This window comes from Microbulbifer maximicatervae (SeqCode) (assembly GCF_052466985.1).
This window is the reverse complement of the sequence record NZ_CP174298.1, coordinates 3,507,676-3,525,380: the sequence shown is the minus strand read 5'-3', so window position 1 is coordinate 3,525,380 and position 17,705 is coordinate 3,507,676. Positions and strand designations below refer to the sequence as shown.

Sequence of the window (17,705 nt, the reverse complement as noted above, 5' to 3'; positions counted from 1 at the left end):
TGATGGGTCCAACGGCCTCCGGCAAAACGGATCTGGCCATGGCGCTCGCCGATCGTTTGCCTGTGGAATTAATTAGTGTTGATTCTGCTCTCGTATATCGAGGCCTTGATATCGGCTCGGCCAAGCCCTCAGTGGAAGAGCTAGCTGCATACCCTCACCGTTTGATCGATATCTGTGACCCGTCTGAGTCTTATTCGGCAGGTCGTTTCCGCAAAGATGCGCTGGAAGCTATGGCAGAAATTACCGCTGCTGGTAAGGTGCCATTACTGGTTGGCGGAACTATGTTGTATTTCCGTGCTCTGTTGGAAGGCATGGCAAAATTGCCTGAGGCAGACGCAGCGGTGAGAGCAGAAATTGAAGCTCGCGCAGAGCGTGAAGGGTGGCCTGCATTGCATGCGGAGCTGGCCCAGGTGGACCCGCAGTTGGCGGCTGAGCTACATCCCAACCATTCGGTACGTATCGAAAGGGGGCTGGAAGTTTACCGCCTCACCGGTGTTCCGCTTTCGCAGTTGCGTCGCGAGCAGGAAGCTGGGGGAATACAGGAGCAGTACCAAGTGTGCCAGATGGCCATTATGCCCCGCGATCGATCCCTGCTTCACCAGCGTATTGAACTGCGTTTTCGCAAGATGCTCGCGGCGGGCTTTATTGATGAAGTCCAGGGCCTGCTGGACCGGGGAGACCTGCACGAGGACTTACCGGCAATTCGCGCGGTGGGATATCGGCAAGTTTGGCAACACTTGCAAGGCCAAACCGATTACGATGATATGGTGGCCGCTGGAATTGCGGCGACGAGGCAGCTTGCCAAGCGCCAGTTAACCTGGCTGCGGCGCTGGCCAGACCTGCTAACTTTGTACACTCAGGATGAGCAAGGTGGGGTGCGTGAGAATGACGAAATATTGGCAGAAGCCTTGAAATTTCTCGCTTAAGCATCCATAACGTGGTTGGGCTATTAAACGACAAGCCCGTTCAGTCAGTTTTCACAGAGTCCGGCCTTTTCCGGCTCGCTACTACACTACTTATACGCGTATTCAACCTCAGTCGTTTTTTGATCCGCGCTCTTCGCGGGTGCGATTGCGGCCTGCATACCGCATTCAGCTTTTTGACAAGGAGAAAAAAGATGTCAAAAGGGCACAGCTTACAAGACCCTTACCTCAACGTATTGCGCAAAGAGCGTATTCCGGTTTCTATCTATCTGGTAAACGGCATCAAGCTCCAAGGGCAAATTGAATCCTTCGACCAGTTCGTGGTGTTACTCAAAAATACTGTGAGCCAAATGGTGTATAAGCACGCCATTTCTACGGTTGTTCCGTCGCGTGCAGTGCGCGTACCGCTATTGAATCCCGCAGCCCAGCACGGCGGCGAGGGTAATGGTGAAGGCGGTGAGCGCGAATCCTTTAGCTAAAAGATCCGTATCAATTTCACCTGCACCCCGTTTTGCCGGGGCGCCAGCAGCTCGGTGAGCCCCTTGCAGGGCTTGCCGGTTGTCACCTCAGTCAGGGCTTATCGCGCCCTTTTCGCAATAGAGAATTCCCATTGTTTTTCGATCGACCGGAATCCGGTGAGCTCGCAGTACTGGTACACCTAGAACTCTCCGCCATCGACAGTCCCGACGACCCTCGTGAATTTGAGGAGTTGGCCCTATCTGCCGGAGCAGATCCTGTCAGTTTTATTTTCGGCCAGCGCGCCACTCCAGACCCAAAGACCTTTGTTGGCCGAGGTAAATTGGAGGAGATTCGCCAGGTAGTCAAAGATCAGGAAGCCGCCCTGGTTATCTTTGATCACATCCTGTCTCCGAGTCAGGAGCGCAATATTGAGCGCGAATTAAAGTGCCGGGTGCTGGATCGCACAGGGCTTATTCTGGATATTTTTGCCCAGCGTGCGCGAACTCACGAGGGTAAGCTTCAGGTGGAGTTGGCCCAGCTACGCCATATGGCAACGCGGCTGGTGCGAGGTTGGACCCATCTGGAGAGGCAAAAGGGTGGTATTGGCCTGCGTGGGCCCGGTGAAACCCAGTTGGAGACAGACCGGCGACTGCTGCGCGCGCGCATAGACTCAATCGAGAAGCGGTTGGAAAAGGTACGCCGCCAGCGGGAGCAGGGGCGCCGCGCGCGCTCCCGGGCAGAAATGGCCACCGTATCTCTGGTTGGCTACACCAATGCGGGCAAGTCGACCCTATTTAATCGCCTGACCGATGCAGATGTCTATGTCAGGGACCAATTGTTTGCCACCCTCGACCCGACCATGCGCAGGGTTGAATTACCCAATGTTGGCGCCATGGTATTGGCTGATACTGTGGGATTTGTCTCTCACTTGCCGCATAAACTGGTAGAGGCATTCCGGGCAACCCTGGAAGAGGCCGCCAGTGCGACGTTGCTTCTACATGTGGTGGACGCTGCGGCAGATGACCGATTACACCTGATGGAAGAGGTGCAAACGGTTCTGGAGGAAATTGATGCTTCGGAACTGCCGCAACTGGTGGTTTATAACAAAATTGATCTGCTGGCAGATTTTGAACCGCGTATAGACCGGGATGATCAGGGTGTACCCCGGGCAGTTTGGCTCTCTGCGGTAACAGGTGCGGGTTGTGAACTTTTAATTGAGGCTATTGCCGAGCGCCTGGGCGAGCAAATGGTGCGCGGGCAACTGGTAGTGAAGCCTCATCAGTCCAGGCTGCGAGCGCAGCTATTTGAAATTAATGCGGTGCAGTCGGAAGTCTACCGCGACAATGGTGACTGCGAATTGCAAATATTATTGCCGCGTAGTGATTTCCAGCGTCTGCTGGCGCCACATATTGCTGGCAATGACGCGCCGGAATGGGTTTTGGAAGAACCCATTGCCGAGTAGTTGTCGTATAAACATTGATTTTAAAATTCAGGTCATATTGCGACCTTTAGTCGAATTTGTTCGGGGTTGGTCTCCGCAGACTGCCCACTTGCCTCAGGCTAGGGCCTGTCGGCAATATTTTGTCGGCAATGGATGCTAGAATCCGCCGAAGTAAAAGATTAAGTGATCATAGTTGGAGTAAGTTAAATGGCCTGGAATGAGCCGGGTGGTAACAATAAAGACCCCTGGGGTGGTGGCGGTAACCGCAATAACGGAGGCCCGCCCGATCTCGATGAACTACTGCGAAAAATTCAGCAGAAACTAGGTGGCCTGTTTGGTGGTGGTGGCAGCGGCAGCCCAAGTGGCGACTCTGTCAAATTTCCCTGGGTACTGGTTATTGGTCTCGCCGTATTGATTTATGGCGGCCTGGGGGTTTACCAGGTTAACGCCAACGAACAGGCGGTTGTTTTGCGCCTGGGCAAATACCACTCCACGGAATCTGCCGGCCTGCACTGGAATCCGCCGCTTATCGATAACGTCACCAAGGTCAATATGACTGAGGTGCGTACCGAGCGCACTACCGGTCAGATGCTGACCGAAGACGCCAATATCGTAGAAGTGGTACTCACTGTGCAGTGGCAGGTTGGGGATGCTGAGTCTTTTGTACTGCGTGTTCGCGATCCGGTGAAGAGCTTGCAGGAAGCCACCGACAGCGCCCTTCGTCACGTGGTGGGCTCTCTCACTTTAAACGGTGTGATTTCCCAGAACCGGACCCAAGTATCTGCCGATACGCAGGAGCGATTACAGGAATACCTGGACCTGTACCAGACCGGTATACGCATTGATGTGGTTAACCTCACTGATGCTAAGGCGCCGCGCGAAGTGCAGGATGCGTTTGACGATGTGACCAAAGCCCGTGAGGACGAGGTGCGTCTGCAAAATGAAGCTCAGGCTGATGCTAACCAGATAATCCCGGTTGCCCGTGGTCAGGCTCAGCGCATTATCGAAGAGGCCGAGGCATACAAAGCCCGCGTCATCGAGAGTGCCCGAGGTGAAGCTGTACGCTTTGAGAAACTGCTGGCTGAATATGAGCGTGCCCCGGAAGTTACCCGCGAGCGTCTCTACCTGGATGCGGTACAGGATGTGATGGCCAACACCTCCAAAGTGATGGTGGATGTAGAGGGTGGCAATAACATGATGTACCTGCCGCTAGATAAATTGGCGCAAGGCGGCGCTGGAGCAGCGCGAGCAGCCCAAAGCCAGGACACCTCGCCTGTAATGATTGAGGAAGTCTATCAGCGTGTTATTGAGCGCCTTCGTCGGGATGACGCCAGCACCCGTCGCAGTCAGACTATTCGCTAGGAGGGGATGATATGAATAACAAAACACTGGGTATCATTGTTGTCATCCTGGTTGGAGTATTGGTACTTTCTTCCAGCGCCTTTGTAGTGAAAGAGACTGAAAAAGCCGTGTTACTGCGCTTTGGTGAGCTGGTGCGCACCTACACCGAGCCGGGTCTCTACTTCAAAATCCCTTTTGCGGAAAGGTTGCGCAAGTTTGATGCGCGTATTCAGACGGTGGATTCCAGCCCCGTTCGTATGCTCAACAGTGAAAACAAATTCATGATGGTTGATTCGTATGCCAAATACCGAATCTCTGATGTGGATAAGTTTTATATCGCCACTCGTGGTGACGATCGCAATGCGGTGCGCCTGCTGTCGGAGCGGATCAATGATCAGCTCCGGAACGAGTTTGGTGTGCGTGATCTGCATGAGGTAGTCAGTGGCGAGCGCGATGAGTTGATGGCGGAGATCACTAAAAACCTGAATAAGGTGGCTCAGGATGACCTGGGAGTGCATGTGATTGATGTGCGCGTCAAGCGGATTGACCTGCCGCCGGAAGTCTCCGAGTCTGTGTTCCAGCGTATGCGCGCTGGTCGTGAGCTGGAGGCGCGGGATCATCGCGCCAAGGGTCAGGAGGCCAGTGAGCGTATCAAGGCTAATGCCAATCGCCAAAGAGTGGTGATTGAGTCTGAGGCCTACCGCCAGGCGGAAGAGTTACGCGGTGCGGGTGATGCAGAGGCGGCAGCTATTTACGCTGCGGCCTACAGCAAGAATCCGGAGTTTTACCGCTTTACCCGCAGTCTGCAGGCTTACAAGGAGTCCTTCCGGAGCAAGTCAGATATGATGTTGGTCGATCCAGATAGCGAATTCTTCCGCTACCTGAAAGACCCGAAAGGAGAGTAGGGCTGAAAATGCTATGTAGCACTGGGCAACTGGTGCTACAGGCGCCGGGTTAGATTCGATAACCCTACCTTCCTGTTAGCACTTGATGCTAAAATCACGCAAACCGGGCCCAGCCCGGTTTTTTTGTGGGAAGTGCTGCGGCTCGTTTGTGGCAAGCGCTGTGGCACCGCAATTTCTTCGCTGACGAATTCATTTCATCATGACTCAAGCCGATCGCTGGATGTTACCGGATGGCATTGCAGAAATTCTGCCTGCGGATGCCGTGCAATTGGAGACTCTGCGCCGCCAACTACTGGACCTCTACCACTGCTGGGGGTACGAGTTGGTGATACCGCCGATGTTGGAATTCACTGAGTCCCTCCTGATTGGGATGGGCCATGATGTAGATCTGAGCACCTTTAAGGTCACCGACCAGATATCTGGTCGCACTTTGGGTATACGTGCGGATATGACTCCGCAGACTGCCCGGATCGATGCCCACAGCTTTCCCCGCAGAGGCGCTAACCGCCTCTGCTATGCCGGTCAGGTGGTGTACACCAAGCCGCGAACCCCGATGGGTTCGCGAGCGCCGATACAGGTTGGTGCCGAACTGTTTGGTGTGGACAACCTCGGTGCAGACCTCGAGGTGATCTCGCTGATGCTGCAAAGCCTTCAGGTAGCGGGTGTCAGCCAAGTGCACCTGGACCTGGGCCACGTCGCGATTTACCAGAGTCTGGTTGAAGCGGCGGGCCTCAATGACGAGCAGCGCAGCGCCCTGTTGGCCATGTTGCAGAGCAAGGCGACTGCTGATCTGTGCGAGTGGGTTGAGGAGAATGTTGGCGACCAGAAGGCTGCCGAGTGGCTGAAGGCGCTCCCGGGGCTGGTTGGGGGACGGGAATGCCTGGATAAGGCCCGCGAACTCTTTTCTGGAGCCCCGCAAAATTTGCTGGCGGCAGTCTCCGATTTGAGGCAGATAGCTGAGGCTCTGAATGAGCGCTATCCAGAGGTGACACTGTTCTTCGATTTGAGTGAAGTACGCGGCTACGACTATGAAACCGGTCTGGTATTCGCCGCCTACACACCGGGCCACGGCCAGGCATTGGCCAATGGTGGACGTTACAACGGTATCGGAGCCGTGTTTGGGCGCGATCGCCCGGCAACAGGCTTCAGTAGTGACCTGGTGGCATTGAGTAATCTGGGCAGCGCTGCCGTTGAAGAGGGCGCTGCGATATTGGCGCCAGATGTCAGAGGCTCCCAGGGCGCTGAACTGTGGAAGGCGATTCACGAGCTGCGGGCTCAAGGCGAAGTGGTCATCACAGCCCTCGCTGGTGGTGCCGATAGTGAACTGGATTCCCGCTGTGACCGCGAGTTGGTTGCTGAGGGTGATTCGTGGGTAGTAAAACCACGAGACTGATTTTTCGGGCGCAGTGGATGTGCCTATTATCGCGCGGGCCTACCCGCAGACATCCATTTATGTGGGGCCCCGGCTCCCGCAGAGAAAAACCTGAGTTTAGAGATTTATACAGATGGGCAAGAACGTAGTAGTACTGGGTACCCAGTGGGGCGATGAGGGCAAGGGCAAGATTGTCGATTTGCTAACCGAGAAGGTCTCGCTGGTAGTGCGTTTCCAGGGTGGTCACAATGCGGGCCACACCCTGGTTATCGATGGCGAAAAAACCGTACTGCACCTGATTCCCTCCGGTATCCTGCGCCCCAGCGTAACCTGCTTGATCGGCAATGGTGTGGTGCTCTCCCCGGAGGCGCTGCTGAAAGAGATGGCTGAGTTGGAAGAGCGCGAAGTTCCTGTTCGCGAGCGCCTGCGTCTTTCCCCGGCGTGTCCGCTGATCTTGCCAGTACATGTTGCCCTCGATCAGGCCCGTGAAAAAGCACGCGGCGCCAAAGCGATCGGTACTACAGGTCGCGGTATTGGTCCTGCTTACGAAGATAAAGTTGCTCGTCGCGGTCTTCGCCTGGGTGATCTGTGCAACTGGGATAACTTCTGCCACCAGCTGAAAGAGCTGATTGATTACCACAACTTCGCTCTGACCGAATACTACAAAGTTGACCCGGTCAGTTATGAGGACACCGTTGAGCAGGCCAAGATCTGGCGCGAGCAACTGGTGCCGATGATCACCGACGTTGCCGATCACCTGCACAAAGCGCGCGAGAACGGAGAGCATATCCTGTTCGAAGGCGCCCAGGGTTCCCTGCTGGATATTGACCACGGTACCTACCCGTTCGTAACTTCCTCTAATACCACTGCTGGCGGTACTGCGACTGGTTCTGGTTTTGGTCCTCTGTACCTGGATTATGTATTGGGCATTACCAAGGCCTACACCACCCGCGTTGGCGGTGGTCCTTTCCCAACTGAGCTGGACTGCGAAGTTGGTCGTCACCTGGGTGAAAAAGGTCACGAGTTTGGCGCTACCACTGGGCGCCAGCGCCGCACCGGTTGGTTTGACGCTGTTGCTGTGCGCCACGCGATCCGAATCAACAGTATTTCTGGCCTGTGCCTGACCAAACTGGATGTTCTCGATGGCCTCGAGGAGGTAAAGGTTTGTGTGGGCTACCGCAACAGCGCTGGTGAAGAAGTCCCAGTACCATTTGATGCTGCAGGTTGGGAAGGTGTCGAGCCGGTTTATGAGTCTATGCCCGGTTGGACAGAGAACACTGTCGGTGTGCGTCGTGAAGCGGATTTGCCGGCCAATGCACGCGCCTATATCGCTCGAATCGAAGAGCTGGTGGGCGCTCCGGTAGACATTGTTTCTACAGGCCCAGATCGCAACGAAACTATTGTTCGCGAATCTTCCGCTTTGTGCGAAATGGGTATTCACAACGCTAGCGTTTAAGCCCTAACCGCCCGGTTGTGAATGTGCAGTCTGGTGATGGCCTTGCTATTTTAAGTGAGGCCTCTGATCATTAGACCTGTTCCAAGTTATTGGTCGTGCACTACACGCAGGCTTATGACCTGAATTTAACCGGGCTAATTTATGTCATCTTCCGTTTCCGTTGCCAGTCGTTACAGTTTTGCTGAAGAGATCGCCAACAGTGTGACACATGGTGTTGGAGCGCTTCTGGCGATTGCCGGTCTGGGTGTATTGACCGGATTTGCTGCCCTGCGCGGGGACGCTTGGCATATTGTCAGCTCCAGCGTTTATGCCTCCACCCTGATACTCTGTTTCCTAGCCTCTACGCTGTACCACGCAGTAAGCCATATCGGCGCCAAAGCGATACTGCGGACCCTGGACCACTCGTCAATCTTTCTATTGATTGCTGGAACCTATACTCCCTTCACCCTGGTCACCCTGAGGGGCCCTTGGGGTTGGTGGCTGTTCGGTATTATTTGGGGGCTCGCGCTGATCGGATTGATTATTCAGTTCACCCCGCTGAAGAAGATCCGAGCCCTGTCCATCACTCTCAGTGCCTTGATGGGATGGGTCGTGGTGGCTGCGATCAAGCCGCTGTCGGACAGTCTGGAAACTGGCGGTTTGTGGCTGTTAGTTCTCGGTGGTCTCTGCTACACCGGCGGAATCGCTTTTTATCTCTGGCGCAGCCTGCGCTTCCACCATGCAATTTGGCATCTCTTTGTGCTGGCGGGCGGTATATTGCACTTCTTTGCGGTGCTGTTTTACGTCATTCCCTAATCTTCCCGTTTTGCGGCAGAGCTCACCCTAAAGGTGAGCAGCACGAACTTCCCTCTCATGTGACTGTCCAGTTTAATAGTGGGTGGGAAGTTCAACGGTTACCGGCCAATCCACCTTTCGGATAAGAGTGGCTCGTTCTACCCTTGAGCGAGCAAAAGTTGTGTCGAAGGTAACTCCATGCCCAAATTGCAATGGTTTCAATATCTGTCTGCCATCCTCGTGATAAGCGCAGTTCTCCTGGCTTCCAATACCCATGCACAAGAGAAAGCCGATCCGGCCTTCGAACAGTGGGTAAAGGAGTTCCGCAAAACCGCGATTAAGAGTGGAATCTCTGCGGAGGTTTACGACCAAGCCTTTAAAGGAATCACTTCTCCAGACCAATGGGTTCTGGATCGTGCAGCCTATCAGCCCGAATTCAAAGCACCGGTGTGGCAGTACTTTGATAATCGGGTGCAAAAGAGAGCGATTGAACGAGGCAAGCGGGAAAAAGAAAAAATGAAGCCCTGGTTGGACAAGATCCAGAAGCGTTTCGGGGTGGACCCCAATATCCTGCTTGCGATCTGGTCTGTGGAATCCAGTTTTGGCGGCATCCTCGGTAATGACAAGGTAATGCGCAGTGTCATTCGCTCACTGGCAACACTCGCCTATGCGGATCCCCAGCGTAAAAAGTTTGGCCGTCAGCAACTGCTGGCCGCGCTAAAAATATTGCAGGCAGGAGATATCGAGGGTGAGCACTTGCTGGGCTCATGGGCTGGAGCTATGGGGCATACCCAATTTATTCCCACCAGTTATCAAGCCTATGCGGTGGATATCGATGGTGATGGTAAACGGGATATCTGGAACTCCATTCCGGATGCGCTCGCGACTGCCGCCAACCTGTTATCCAGTAACGGTTGGCAGCGAGGAAAACCCTGGGGTTATGAGGTCAATATTCCCGCTCGTAAAATGCCCGCGGGAAAGATGTCGGTAGCCGAATGGGAAAAGCTTGGTGTCACACGAGCTAATGGTGAGCCCTTTCCCAACAAAAAAGCCATTGCCGAATTAAAGTTACCAGACGGCCGCAATGGCCCGGCATTTTTAGTGTTCAAGAACTTCTTTGTCCTCAAGCGTTACAACAATTCAGATCGCTATGCGATAGCTATAGGCCTGCTGGCAGATCGGATTGGCGGCGGTGCGCCTTTGGTAAATGATTGGAAGCGTCCATTTACTCCACTGGATAGTGTTCAAGTGGAAGAGTTGCAGAAGTTGCTCAAACAGAAAGGGTTTTACACCGGAGAAATTGATGGCAAGGCAGGTCCGGGTACCCGCAAAGCGGTGAGTGAATTTGAAAAGAGTGCCGGCGTTGAAGTTCAGGGCTACCCGAGCAAGGAAGTCCTGGAGTTGTTGAAGAAACAATAGGGAGTCCCTAAAAGTTCTCATCCGGTAGGAGTGTATCCTGGAGTAGCTCCAGGTTCTCGACAACACCCTCGGGTTCACGGAAGTAGGCGATGTGGTACATCGCCTCGCCTTCCTGGACCAGAGGGATATTCTGTCGCCCAATAATGATTCCATCCTCATTGCAGATCAGTTGGTCCAGTTCCTGGCCGTATGGATCTGCAATGGTCGCCAATAGGTCGCCCCGGTAGACCTGATCCCCGAGTGCCTTAAGATGATTGGCGATGCCGCTATCCCCCGCGCGAAGCCAACCGCTGCGTCGAGCAACAAATGGCTCTATCACATTTGTCTTTCGGGTTTGCGGCAACATCTCCAAGTGCTTCATCATATTGATCACACCTTTAACACCGGCGCGGATACTGAGTTCATCAAAGCGTAGAGCTTCACCAGCTTCATACAGTAATACTCTCACCCCGAGATCCGCGGCTGCTTGGCGCAGGGATCCGTCGCGAATAGAAGCGTTGAGTAGCACGGGAACACCGAAGGCCTTGGCGAGTTTTCGGGTTTGCTCGTCGTCCAAGTTAGCGCGAATTTGGGGGAGGTTACTGCGATGTACGGCTCCTGTGTGTAAGTCGATGCCATAGTCGCATTTGGTGACTATTTCCTTGAGGAAGACGTGAGCCATACGTGCGGCGAGAGACCCCTTTGCCGACCCTGGGAACGAGCGGTTTAGGTCGCGCCTGTCAGGTAGGTAGCGAGTGTGTTGCAGTACCCCGTAAACATTAACCATTGGAACTGCAACCAGGGTCCCGCGCAATGACTTCAAGCGGCCGCTTTGGATAAGCCGGCTTATTACTTCGATACCGTTGAGTTCGTCACCATGTATGGCGGCACAAACGAACATCTTGGGACCATCTTTTTTACCGCGCTGCACATAAACTGGGATTGCCATTTCTGTGCTTGTGTAAAGCCGCACAACGGGCAGATCAATATGGCAGGACTCGCCCCTGGCGACATGGACCCCACCGATCTCAAAATCCGAGCGCTCTTCCATAACACTTACGGGCAAATAGATATACCCATAGTGTATAGGCAGATAAGAGTTGACCCGGGCAGCAAATGTTGATGCAGCTGCCCGAGTACTTCGCTACAGCTGCCCGATTGATTGGGCAGAAGTCGTCAGGTTATGTGAGCGGTCCCCATTTAGCCAGATACCGAGGGCAGGGCTCCAGTAGCCTGAGGGGTGGTACCACAGCCCGGTCTCTACATCCGCGAGCAAGTTAGTTCCCCGCCAGGCACTCGGCCCTTGATTGTGGGGGTCTTTTCCTTTCTCTCCAGCCTCCCCACCTTGTGACCACTGAGCGGCACCTTGAGTATCAAAAATCGCGAGTGGCTTGCCGTCGGGGTTGGAAAGGTAATGCTCGATATTGTCGGCAGTCCATTGGCAGAGAATGGCATTGGTTTGGGGTTGGTGAATCCAATGGCTTAAACCTCGGGACTTGCCGTCAATATTGTGAATTTCCCCCCAGATACCCAGGCTGCTCCAAATAGTGACAACGCGGCGCTGCCGGGTTGATTTTCGGTGGGTGCATGTCTTGCTTAACCGCCGACCGAAAGGGTCGTAGCGGAAATAGGTTTTAAATTCCCCGCACTCCGCGTGGCTCATCAGGCCCCAGCCGTCGTACTGGTATTGATAATCCTTGCGGCCTGGTATGTTGCTTTCACTAATAATATTGCCGCGCTTGTCACTTTCTGTTTGAGGTTGAGTCGGACTTTGCTGTGCCCGCAGCGGGTTGGTCATTTGCAGGGGAGGGGATTTCTCAAAGTACCAGGAAAGTGCTTGACCGGACTCCATACCTACCAGGCGCCCAAATAAATATTTGTGATTACTGCGAACCTCCCCTTGAACCTGGAGGATATCTTGGCCTTTGGATTCGGTGCGAACAATGGCTTCACCATTGGCATCGATTCCATACAGGGCTCCACAAGGGGCGAATGTATAAGACAAGTCTAGATTGTCGGAGCTGGCACTCTTTAACCAGCCGCGTTTGTCATATTGATACTGAAGACTGAAATCCCGGATATCGGCACTGTCGTGATGCTCTGCGGTTACCCGACCGCGGCTGTCGTATTTAAAGCGCACTGAGGAAAGGGCATTATCTGCCTGTACCAGCCTGTTATGCTGGTCGTAGTGGAACTCACTATTTTGGCCACTGTTATTGCGAATACCGGTTAATACACCGCTGTTGTTATAATTAAAGTACCAGCGAGAGTCATTATCACAATATTCATGCAGGCTGCCGTCTATATTGTAATGCCAACGCCAAGTTCGATCCTGTGGTGCCTCGTGGCTAACTAATTGCCCGTAGTGATCATATTCCCAGTAGTAATTCCCTACGGGGCTCTCCAGGCTGGTGAGTTCATCCCTAGGGCTGTAGATTAATTCCCAGTTGTTACCATCAGCGAAATTGATATGGCACGGGCGGCCCGCGTTGTCATAATCACAAAGAATACTCTGGCCACTGTCTCCGTGGATAGCATTGGGTAGGCCGCGTTCAGAGTAGTCCAGACCGTACTGGTGAATACCCAGGTGGGCTTCACGCAATTCACCCGCATTGCCATAACTCCACTCACGCCATACTTCGCCATTCATTTTAAGCGAAGTGATTCGTTGCCAGTGGTCGTACTCAAAGCTCAGGACTTTATCGTCTCTACGAACGGACTGCAGCTGGCCTTGCCCATCCCAGCTGAAGTCCACTTTGCCTCCCTCTGGGTCCTGAATCTGTGTGATCTGCCCCCTATCTGTATAGAGAAACAGCCAAACTTGTTTTGCCGGGTCGACAATACGTTCTGGGCGTCCCTTCTCGTTAAACTTGTATTGCCATAGGGTCTCTCCATTGATAACAGCCGCTTGTAAATAGCCGCGATCGTCATAGAGATATCGATTACTAATATTGTGAGAGGTGGATCGGACAAGCCGGCCGAATTCATCGTGACGGAAGAAAAGCCTATGGCCGTTGGCCTGAATTTCTTCACTGAGATTGCCGTAGGAATCAAAAAGCCAGCTAAGGCTACGAGATTGCTGCTGTTCAGAAATTCTCTGGCCGAACTTGTTAAAGCGTATATAAATGGGACCGGACAGCTCTGACTCGATCGTGCAGGTATTATGACTTGCGTGCCAGTTTAGACTGGTGATTAATTCATTGGACTGTATTAGCTGGCACCGGTCGCGTGTATCGTAGGTAAATTGATAAATTCCAGATTGGCTATTATTTAACTGTACCAACTGTGTATTGTTATATTGGTACCTTTCTCTTTTAAGGCCGCTACAACTTTCGAGTAGTTGACCATCTTGATAATTGTAGTTGCAGAGGTCGCTTTGACCTTCGGCAGCGTGGCTATTTATTAAATTATGGATATGACCGTTCTGGCAGTTAAATTCAATAACACGACCCCAGGAGCTGACCATTTTCTTAGGCAGGCCCTCCTGATAGTCGATTGTTATGGCGTTACCAAATTGATCCCTGATTTCTACAAGTGGTAGAGCGCTATTTACACCATCAGCGCGAAATATTTTGTGATGCTGATTGAATGTCGTCAATCGATAACTGTGCAGGCTTTGCCTGAATAACATCAACCGCTCAAAGCGGTTGTAGCACCCGTGACCAATGGCGGGTAATTTGAATTTTACAGACCTCCCTTCGGCAGTAACCAGCTTTACAACGTTATCGTGTACAACAAGCTTTTCACTGAGAGAGTGCCGCCAGCCCACACCAATGCCAGTATCCTCATTGAGAGAGGAGCGAAAATATCGTTTCCATTCAAACGGCAGCGGTCCAGGAATAAGTACGTCTGTTCGCTCGAAAGCGACTTCCCCTGTTGCGGTAACGACGTGCCCGTTAATTCGATGGCAACGATCTAAAGCTGGTACCACCTCGTTCTCGGGGTTAATACCAGGGGTATTGGTGAATTGCGTGGGGTTGTCTTCAGCTTCATACAGGAGGGGTAATATTGGTGCTGAATCGATACTAAAGCGATTAGACGTGATACTTGGCAGCTTTGGCCAAAAGCCCTCATTCACTGGAGTGGGTGAGATGTTTTTTAAAGTATGTTCGACCTGAGAGAGCCAGCGCACAGCCGATGCAGGGCTCTCATGAGAAAGAGTAATTGTCGGAGGGGTAAGCGTATTGAGTAAGTTAGGTATTAGCTGGGTTAGACGTTCCGGTGTCATATTACAGTATCCGGTAAATCAAATTAGCGGTGTAACTTTCTAATTGTTACGTCAGAAGAACTGGGACGTTCGGTAACACTTTGTTCGTGGGGGAGTATTTGACGCAATGATTGTGAAGAATATTCCAATATTCCTGCAGTAATATTGTCGCGCCCACCTAGGCGATTAGCATCGTCAATAAAACGATATACACACTCTAATGCCGGACGATGAGTGGCCAGTACGCGCTCTATCGCATGATCATCAAGATATTCAGTGAGCCCGTCGCTACATAACAAAAGGAGTGCGTTTTGCGTGAGTTTCCAGCTATTTATATCCGCCTCTACACTGCTGGAAACCCCCAAGGCACGGGTAATATGGTTGCGGACATTGGACTCTTTGGCTTGCTCGGGGGTTAATTGACCTGAATCAATCATCTCCTGTACAACGCTGTGATCTCGTGTAAGGCGCTGCAATCCATAATTGTTCCACAGGTATGCGCGAGAATCGCCAATATGTGCAACGATTAAAAAGTCGCGCCACATGACCGCGGCAACCAAAGTTGTTCCCATATTGGAAAACTGAGGGTTCAGGTTTTTGGTATTGATTAGAGCTGTATTTGCGCTGTTGACTGCGTCGATAAGGGTGGCGCGCAATATAAGCTGTTGCTGTTCAGACGTGCAGGAGAAAAAAGTGTGTTTCAGCAGGTCATCGAGATGGGCTTGAACCGTCTCAGCTGCAATTTTACTGGCGGTGGCGCCACCGGTGTAACCGCCCATCCCGTCGGCTACCACAATATAGGCAAAAGGCTGCTCCGCCGACGCGTACCAGCGAATGCTATCTTCGTTTTCCTCACGAACCTGACCAATGTCAGTGCGCCCGTTGACCGCCAGACTAATTTGATCCATGTCTGGTGCAACTCCCCTTTAATAAAAAGCAATACAATGCGGCGTAATATTATTACAACCGATCACCGAGGCTAATGTTAACTTGCTCGCATACCAAGTTTGAAATACTTTTCACTGATTTGCGATAATAAGAGCCTTACCTCTCTACAGAAAAGGCTTTAAGCCAGCTAAAAAAGGACCCATAGGCAAAATGCCCCGTTTGCCCAGGCTCAATTTGATAAATGTTCCCCAGCATATTGTGCAGGTAGGCCACAACAATCTGCCCTGCTTCTTTGACGAGGAAGATTATCAATATTATTTGATTAGTTTGCGTAACGCGTCAGACCAATATGGCGTTGATGTTCACGCATATGTTTTATTGCCCAATATGATCCAGATCATAGCTACGCCCACGATACCGGATGGGATATCATCTATGATGCAATCCCTTGGGCGTCGCTATGTGCAGTTTGTCAATCACCGTTACAAGCGCTCCGGAACACTATGGCGAGGACGCTATAAGTCCAGCTTGATTGATTCTGATGCGTATTTGTTGACCTGTTACAGATACGTAGAGTTGCGCCCACTGTATTTGGGATTGTCAGACTCCCTTGAGGATTACGAGTGGTCAAGTTTTAACCATCACGCAAACATTAAGAAAGATAATTTGATCAAGGATCACCGCTTGTATCTATCTCTTGGGGATACAGTGGTGGAGAGAGCGCAATCTTACAGGAAGTTATTTCAGTATAGCTTTGATCGAAAGTTGCTCGACTATATCGCTGAAACGATTAAGTTAGGTCATGTGCTCGGCGGGGATGCGTTTAAAGAGAAAATTGAGCAGATTGTTAACCAAAGAGTACGACCGCTTAAGCGTGGTCGCCCTAAAAAAGCAAATAAAGTCGAAAAAGAACCAAAAGAAACTGCCTAGCTAAAACCTAATGTCGGGTTGAGGGCGTTAAAAGGCCATAAGAAGTAGGGTAATTAAGCCCTGTCAGCAGGTGACAAATTGTGAGTAGGCCCAGCATTTCAACGGGATTTCAGATCCTTGGCGATAACAATAAGGAAAAACCAGTTATGGATTTTGGCACTGATAGATTGAAAGTTGCGATCCTGGGTGATTTCAGCGGGAGAGCGAGTCGCCGCCAGTGTGAACCCGAAACGATTTCCAGTCGAAGGGTATACCTGTTGAATCGCGATACCTTTGAGGGCGTTTTTGCTGATCTAGGCGTGAGTTTGCAGTTGCCCGTACTGGATCGCCCTCTGGGATTACCATGCTTTGATGATTTGCACCCAGATTACCTTTATAGCCGTTTGCCATTGTTTAAGAAGTTTATTGAGCTGGAGCGCAGGCTGCTCGATCCGCGTCAGTTCCAGCAGGCTGCTGAGGAAATTCAACAGTGGAAACCAGAGTTAGCCACTCAGCAGGGCTTGGGTCAGCGCGATAGCGAGCAGTCGATATTGGATGAAATCCTGGCTGCCGGTCGAGAGCGTAATGCAAAGGAAGGTCAAAATACTTTCCAGGTTGACCAGCTAATCAAAGATATTGTCGCTCCTTACGTGCAGAAAAGTGAGGACCCTCGCCAGGGTGAATATCTAAATGCCCTGGCTGAAGCTACGTCTGATGCGATGCGTAAACTGATGCATCACAGTGATTTTCGTCAGTTAGAGGCTAGTTGGCTGAGTCTGCAACTTTTGCTGAGACGTGTCGAAGAGCACGGGAACCTGGATTTTTACTTAATAGACGTTAGTAAAGAAGAGCTTCTAGCTGATTTTGCTGAAGCCGAAAGCGACTTGGAAAAGTCGCAGACATTTAAGTTACTGGTTGAGCGTGAAACAGCTTCTGGAAATATCCCCTATAACTTAGTCATAGGGGATTACTTTGTTACTGATGAGGAGCGAGACCTTCACCTGCTGATAGATTTATCCACGATTGCAGAAGCTGCGGGAAGTGCACTTTTATTGGGTGGGGATCCAAAATTAGCAGGCTGTCCAAACTTGTCAGGTTCAGTAGATCCTGATGATTGGTACTATCCGTTGAGCGATCAGTTTGCGGAAAGTTGGCAGGCGGTCCGTGAATACTCTGCTAGTGAGCATGTTGCGTTGGCAGCTCCCAGATTTATGCTGAGACTCCCCTTTGGGAAAAATACTTCTACAACAGAGTATTTTAATTTTGAAGAATTAACCCCAGAGCAGGGTCATGAATATTATCTTTGGGGGAATAGTGTTTATTTGTTGGGGTTAGCGGTTTGCCAAGGCTTTTCTCAAACTGGCAAATTACAGCCCCCTTCGTCTGCAAGTTATGAAGACTTACCCCTTCATTTACGCAAGTTACCCAATGGCGAATTATTGACGCCCTGTGCAGAAGCGCTCCTGACAGATAGGGCGGCTGCAAAATTTATGCAGGCTGGTATTAGCACTATGCGTTCGGTGCAAGGGCGGGATCAAGTCATTCTTCCGAGCTTTAGTTCTTTGAGTGGCGGTACACTCAAAGGCCCTTGGGCGTAAGTGTAGGGGTTGGATCTTTACAGGAATATGCGGG

At 51.8% G+C, this 17,705-nt stretch carries 14 protein-coding genes; 11 read left to right on the top strand and 3 right to left on the bottom strand.

Annotated elements, in window-relative coordinates; all coding sequences use genetic code 11:
- Positions 1 to 2: 2 nt before the first annotated feature.
- From miaA to ACJJI3_RS15485, 9 genes are all read left to right on the top strand, one after another.
- Positions 3 to 926, top strand: coding sequence for a tRNA (adenosine(37)-N6)-dimethylallyltransferase MiaA (miaA, locus tag ACJJI3_RS15525; protein WP_444898267.1), 924 nt, complete (start codon positions 3 to 5; stop codon positions 924 to 926).
- Between the two features lie 191 nt (positions 927 to 1,117).
- A complete protein-coding gene (gene hfq, locus ACJJI3_RS15520) occupies positions 1,118 to 1,402 on the top strand; it encodes an RNA chaperone Hfq (protein ID WP_020413623.1) in 285 nt (94 codons plus the stop codon).
- Between the two features lie 131 nt (positions 1,403 to 1,533).
- Positions 1,534 to 2,844 carry a ribosome rescue GTPase HflX gene (gene hflX, locus ACJJI3_RS15515; protein WP_413664097.1) on the top strand — a complete coding sequence of 437 codons (1,311 nt, stop codon included), beginning with the start codon at positions 1,534 to 1,536 and terminating at the stop codon, positions 2,842 to 2,844.
- Between the two features lie 186 nt (positions 2,845 to 3,030).
- A complete protein-coding gene (gene hflK, locus ACJJI3_RS15510; RefSeq protein ID WP_444940210.1) occupies positions 3,031 to 4,185 on the top strand; it encodes an FtsH protease activity modulator HflK in 1,155 nt (384 codons plus the stop codon).
- A gap of 11 nt (positions 4,186 to 4,196) precedes the next feature.
- Positions 4,197 to 5,069: a protease modulator HflC gene (gene hflC, locus ACJJI3_RS15505; protein ID WP_413664098.1), complete on the top strand. Its 873-nt coding sequence runs from the start codon at positions 4,197 to 4,199 to the stop codon at positions 5,067 to 5,069.
- 199 nt (positions 5,070 to 5,268) lie between these two features.
- The gene (locus ACJJI3_RS15500; RefSeq protein ID WP_444940209.1) at positions 5,269 to 6,462 is read left to right on the top strand and encodes an ATP phosphoribosyltransferase regulatory subunit; all 1,194 of its coding nucleotides are present in this window, start codon (positions 5,269 to 5,271) and stop codon (positions 6,460 to 6,462) included.
- Between the two features lie 112 nt (positions 6,463 to 6,574).
- The gene (locus tag ACJJI3_RS15495; RefSeq protein ID WP_282930279.1) at positions 6,575 to 7,897 is read left to right on the top strand and encodes an adenylosuccinate synthase; all 1,323 of its coding nucleotides are present in this window, start codon (positions 6,575 to 6,577) and stop codon (positions 7,895 to 7,897) included.
- A gap of 141 nt (positions 7,898 to 8,038) precedes the next feature.
- Entirely contained in the window at positions 8,039 to 8,692 is a 654-nt protein-coding gene (trhA, locus tag ACJJI3_RS15490) for a PAQR family membrane homeostasis protein TrhA (protein WP_282930278.1), read from the top strand.
- Positions 8,693 to 8,869: 177 nt separating this feature from the next.
- Positions 8,870 to 10,090 (top strand): lytic murein transglycosylase, encoded by a 1,221-nt coding sequence (locus ACJJI3_RS15485; RefSeq protein WP_444940208.1) that lies wholly within the window; start codon positions 8,870 to 8,872, stop codon positions 10,088 to 10,090.
- A gap of 7 nt (positions 10,091 to 10,097) precedes the next feature.
- On the opposite strand, the gene ACJJI3_RS15480 is transcribed toward ACJJI3_RS15485, so the two are convergent.
- The 3 genes from ACJJI3_RS15480 to ACJJI3_RS15470 all read right to left on the bottom strand — a co-directional run bounded on the left by ACJJI3_RS15480 (position 10,098) and on the right by ACJJI3_RS15470 (position 15,184).
- A complete protein-coding gene (locus ACJJI3_RS15480; protein ID WP_444935153.1) occupies positions 10,098 to 11,120 on the bottom strand; it encodes a succinylglutamate desuccinylase/aspartoacylase family protein in 1,023 nt (340 codons plus the stop codon).
- Positions 11,121 to 11,213: 93 nt separating this feature from the next.
- Positions 11,214 to 14,297: a DUF6531 domain-containing protein gene (locus ACJJI3_RS15475; protein WP_444940207.1), complete on the bottom strand. Its 3,084-nt coding sequence runs from the start codon at positions 14,295 to 14,297 to the stop codon at positions 11,214 to 11,216.
- Between the two features lie 23 nt (positions 14,298 to 14,320).
- Positions 14,321 to 15,184, bottom strand: coding sequence for a Stp1/IreP family PP2C-type Ser/Thr phosphatase (locus ACJJI3_RS15470; RefSeq protein ID WP_413664103.1), 864 nt, complete (start codon positions 15,182 to 15,184; stop codon positions 14,321 to 14,323).
- Between the two features lie 190 nt (positions 15,185 to 15,374).
- Here ACJJI3_RS15470 and ACJJI3_RS15465 point away from each other — a divergent pair, with 190 nt between their 5' ends.
- Together ACJJI3_RS15465 and ACJJI3_RS15460 are read left to right on the top strand one after the other, a co-directional pair.
- On the top strand, positions 15,375 to 16,094 hold the full coding sequence (locus tag ACJJI3_RS15465) for a transposase (RefSeq protein WP_413664104.1): 720 nt from the start codon (positions 15,375 to 15,377) through the stop codon (positions 16,092 to 16,094).
- 80 nt (positions 16,095 to 16,174) lie between these two features.
- Entirely contained in the window at positions 16,175 to 17,671 is a 1,497-nt protein-coding gene (locus tag ACJJI3_RS15460; protein WP_413664105.1) for a type VI secretion system contractile sheath domain-containing protein, read from the top strand.
- Positions 17,672 to 17,705 lie beyond the last annotated feature (34 nt).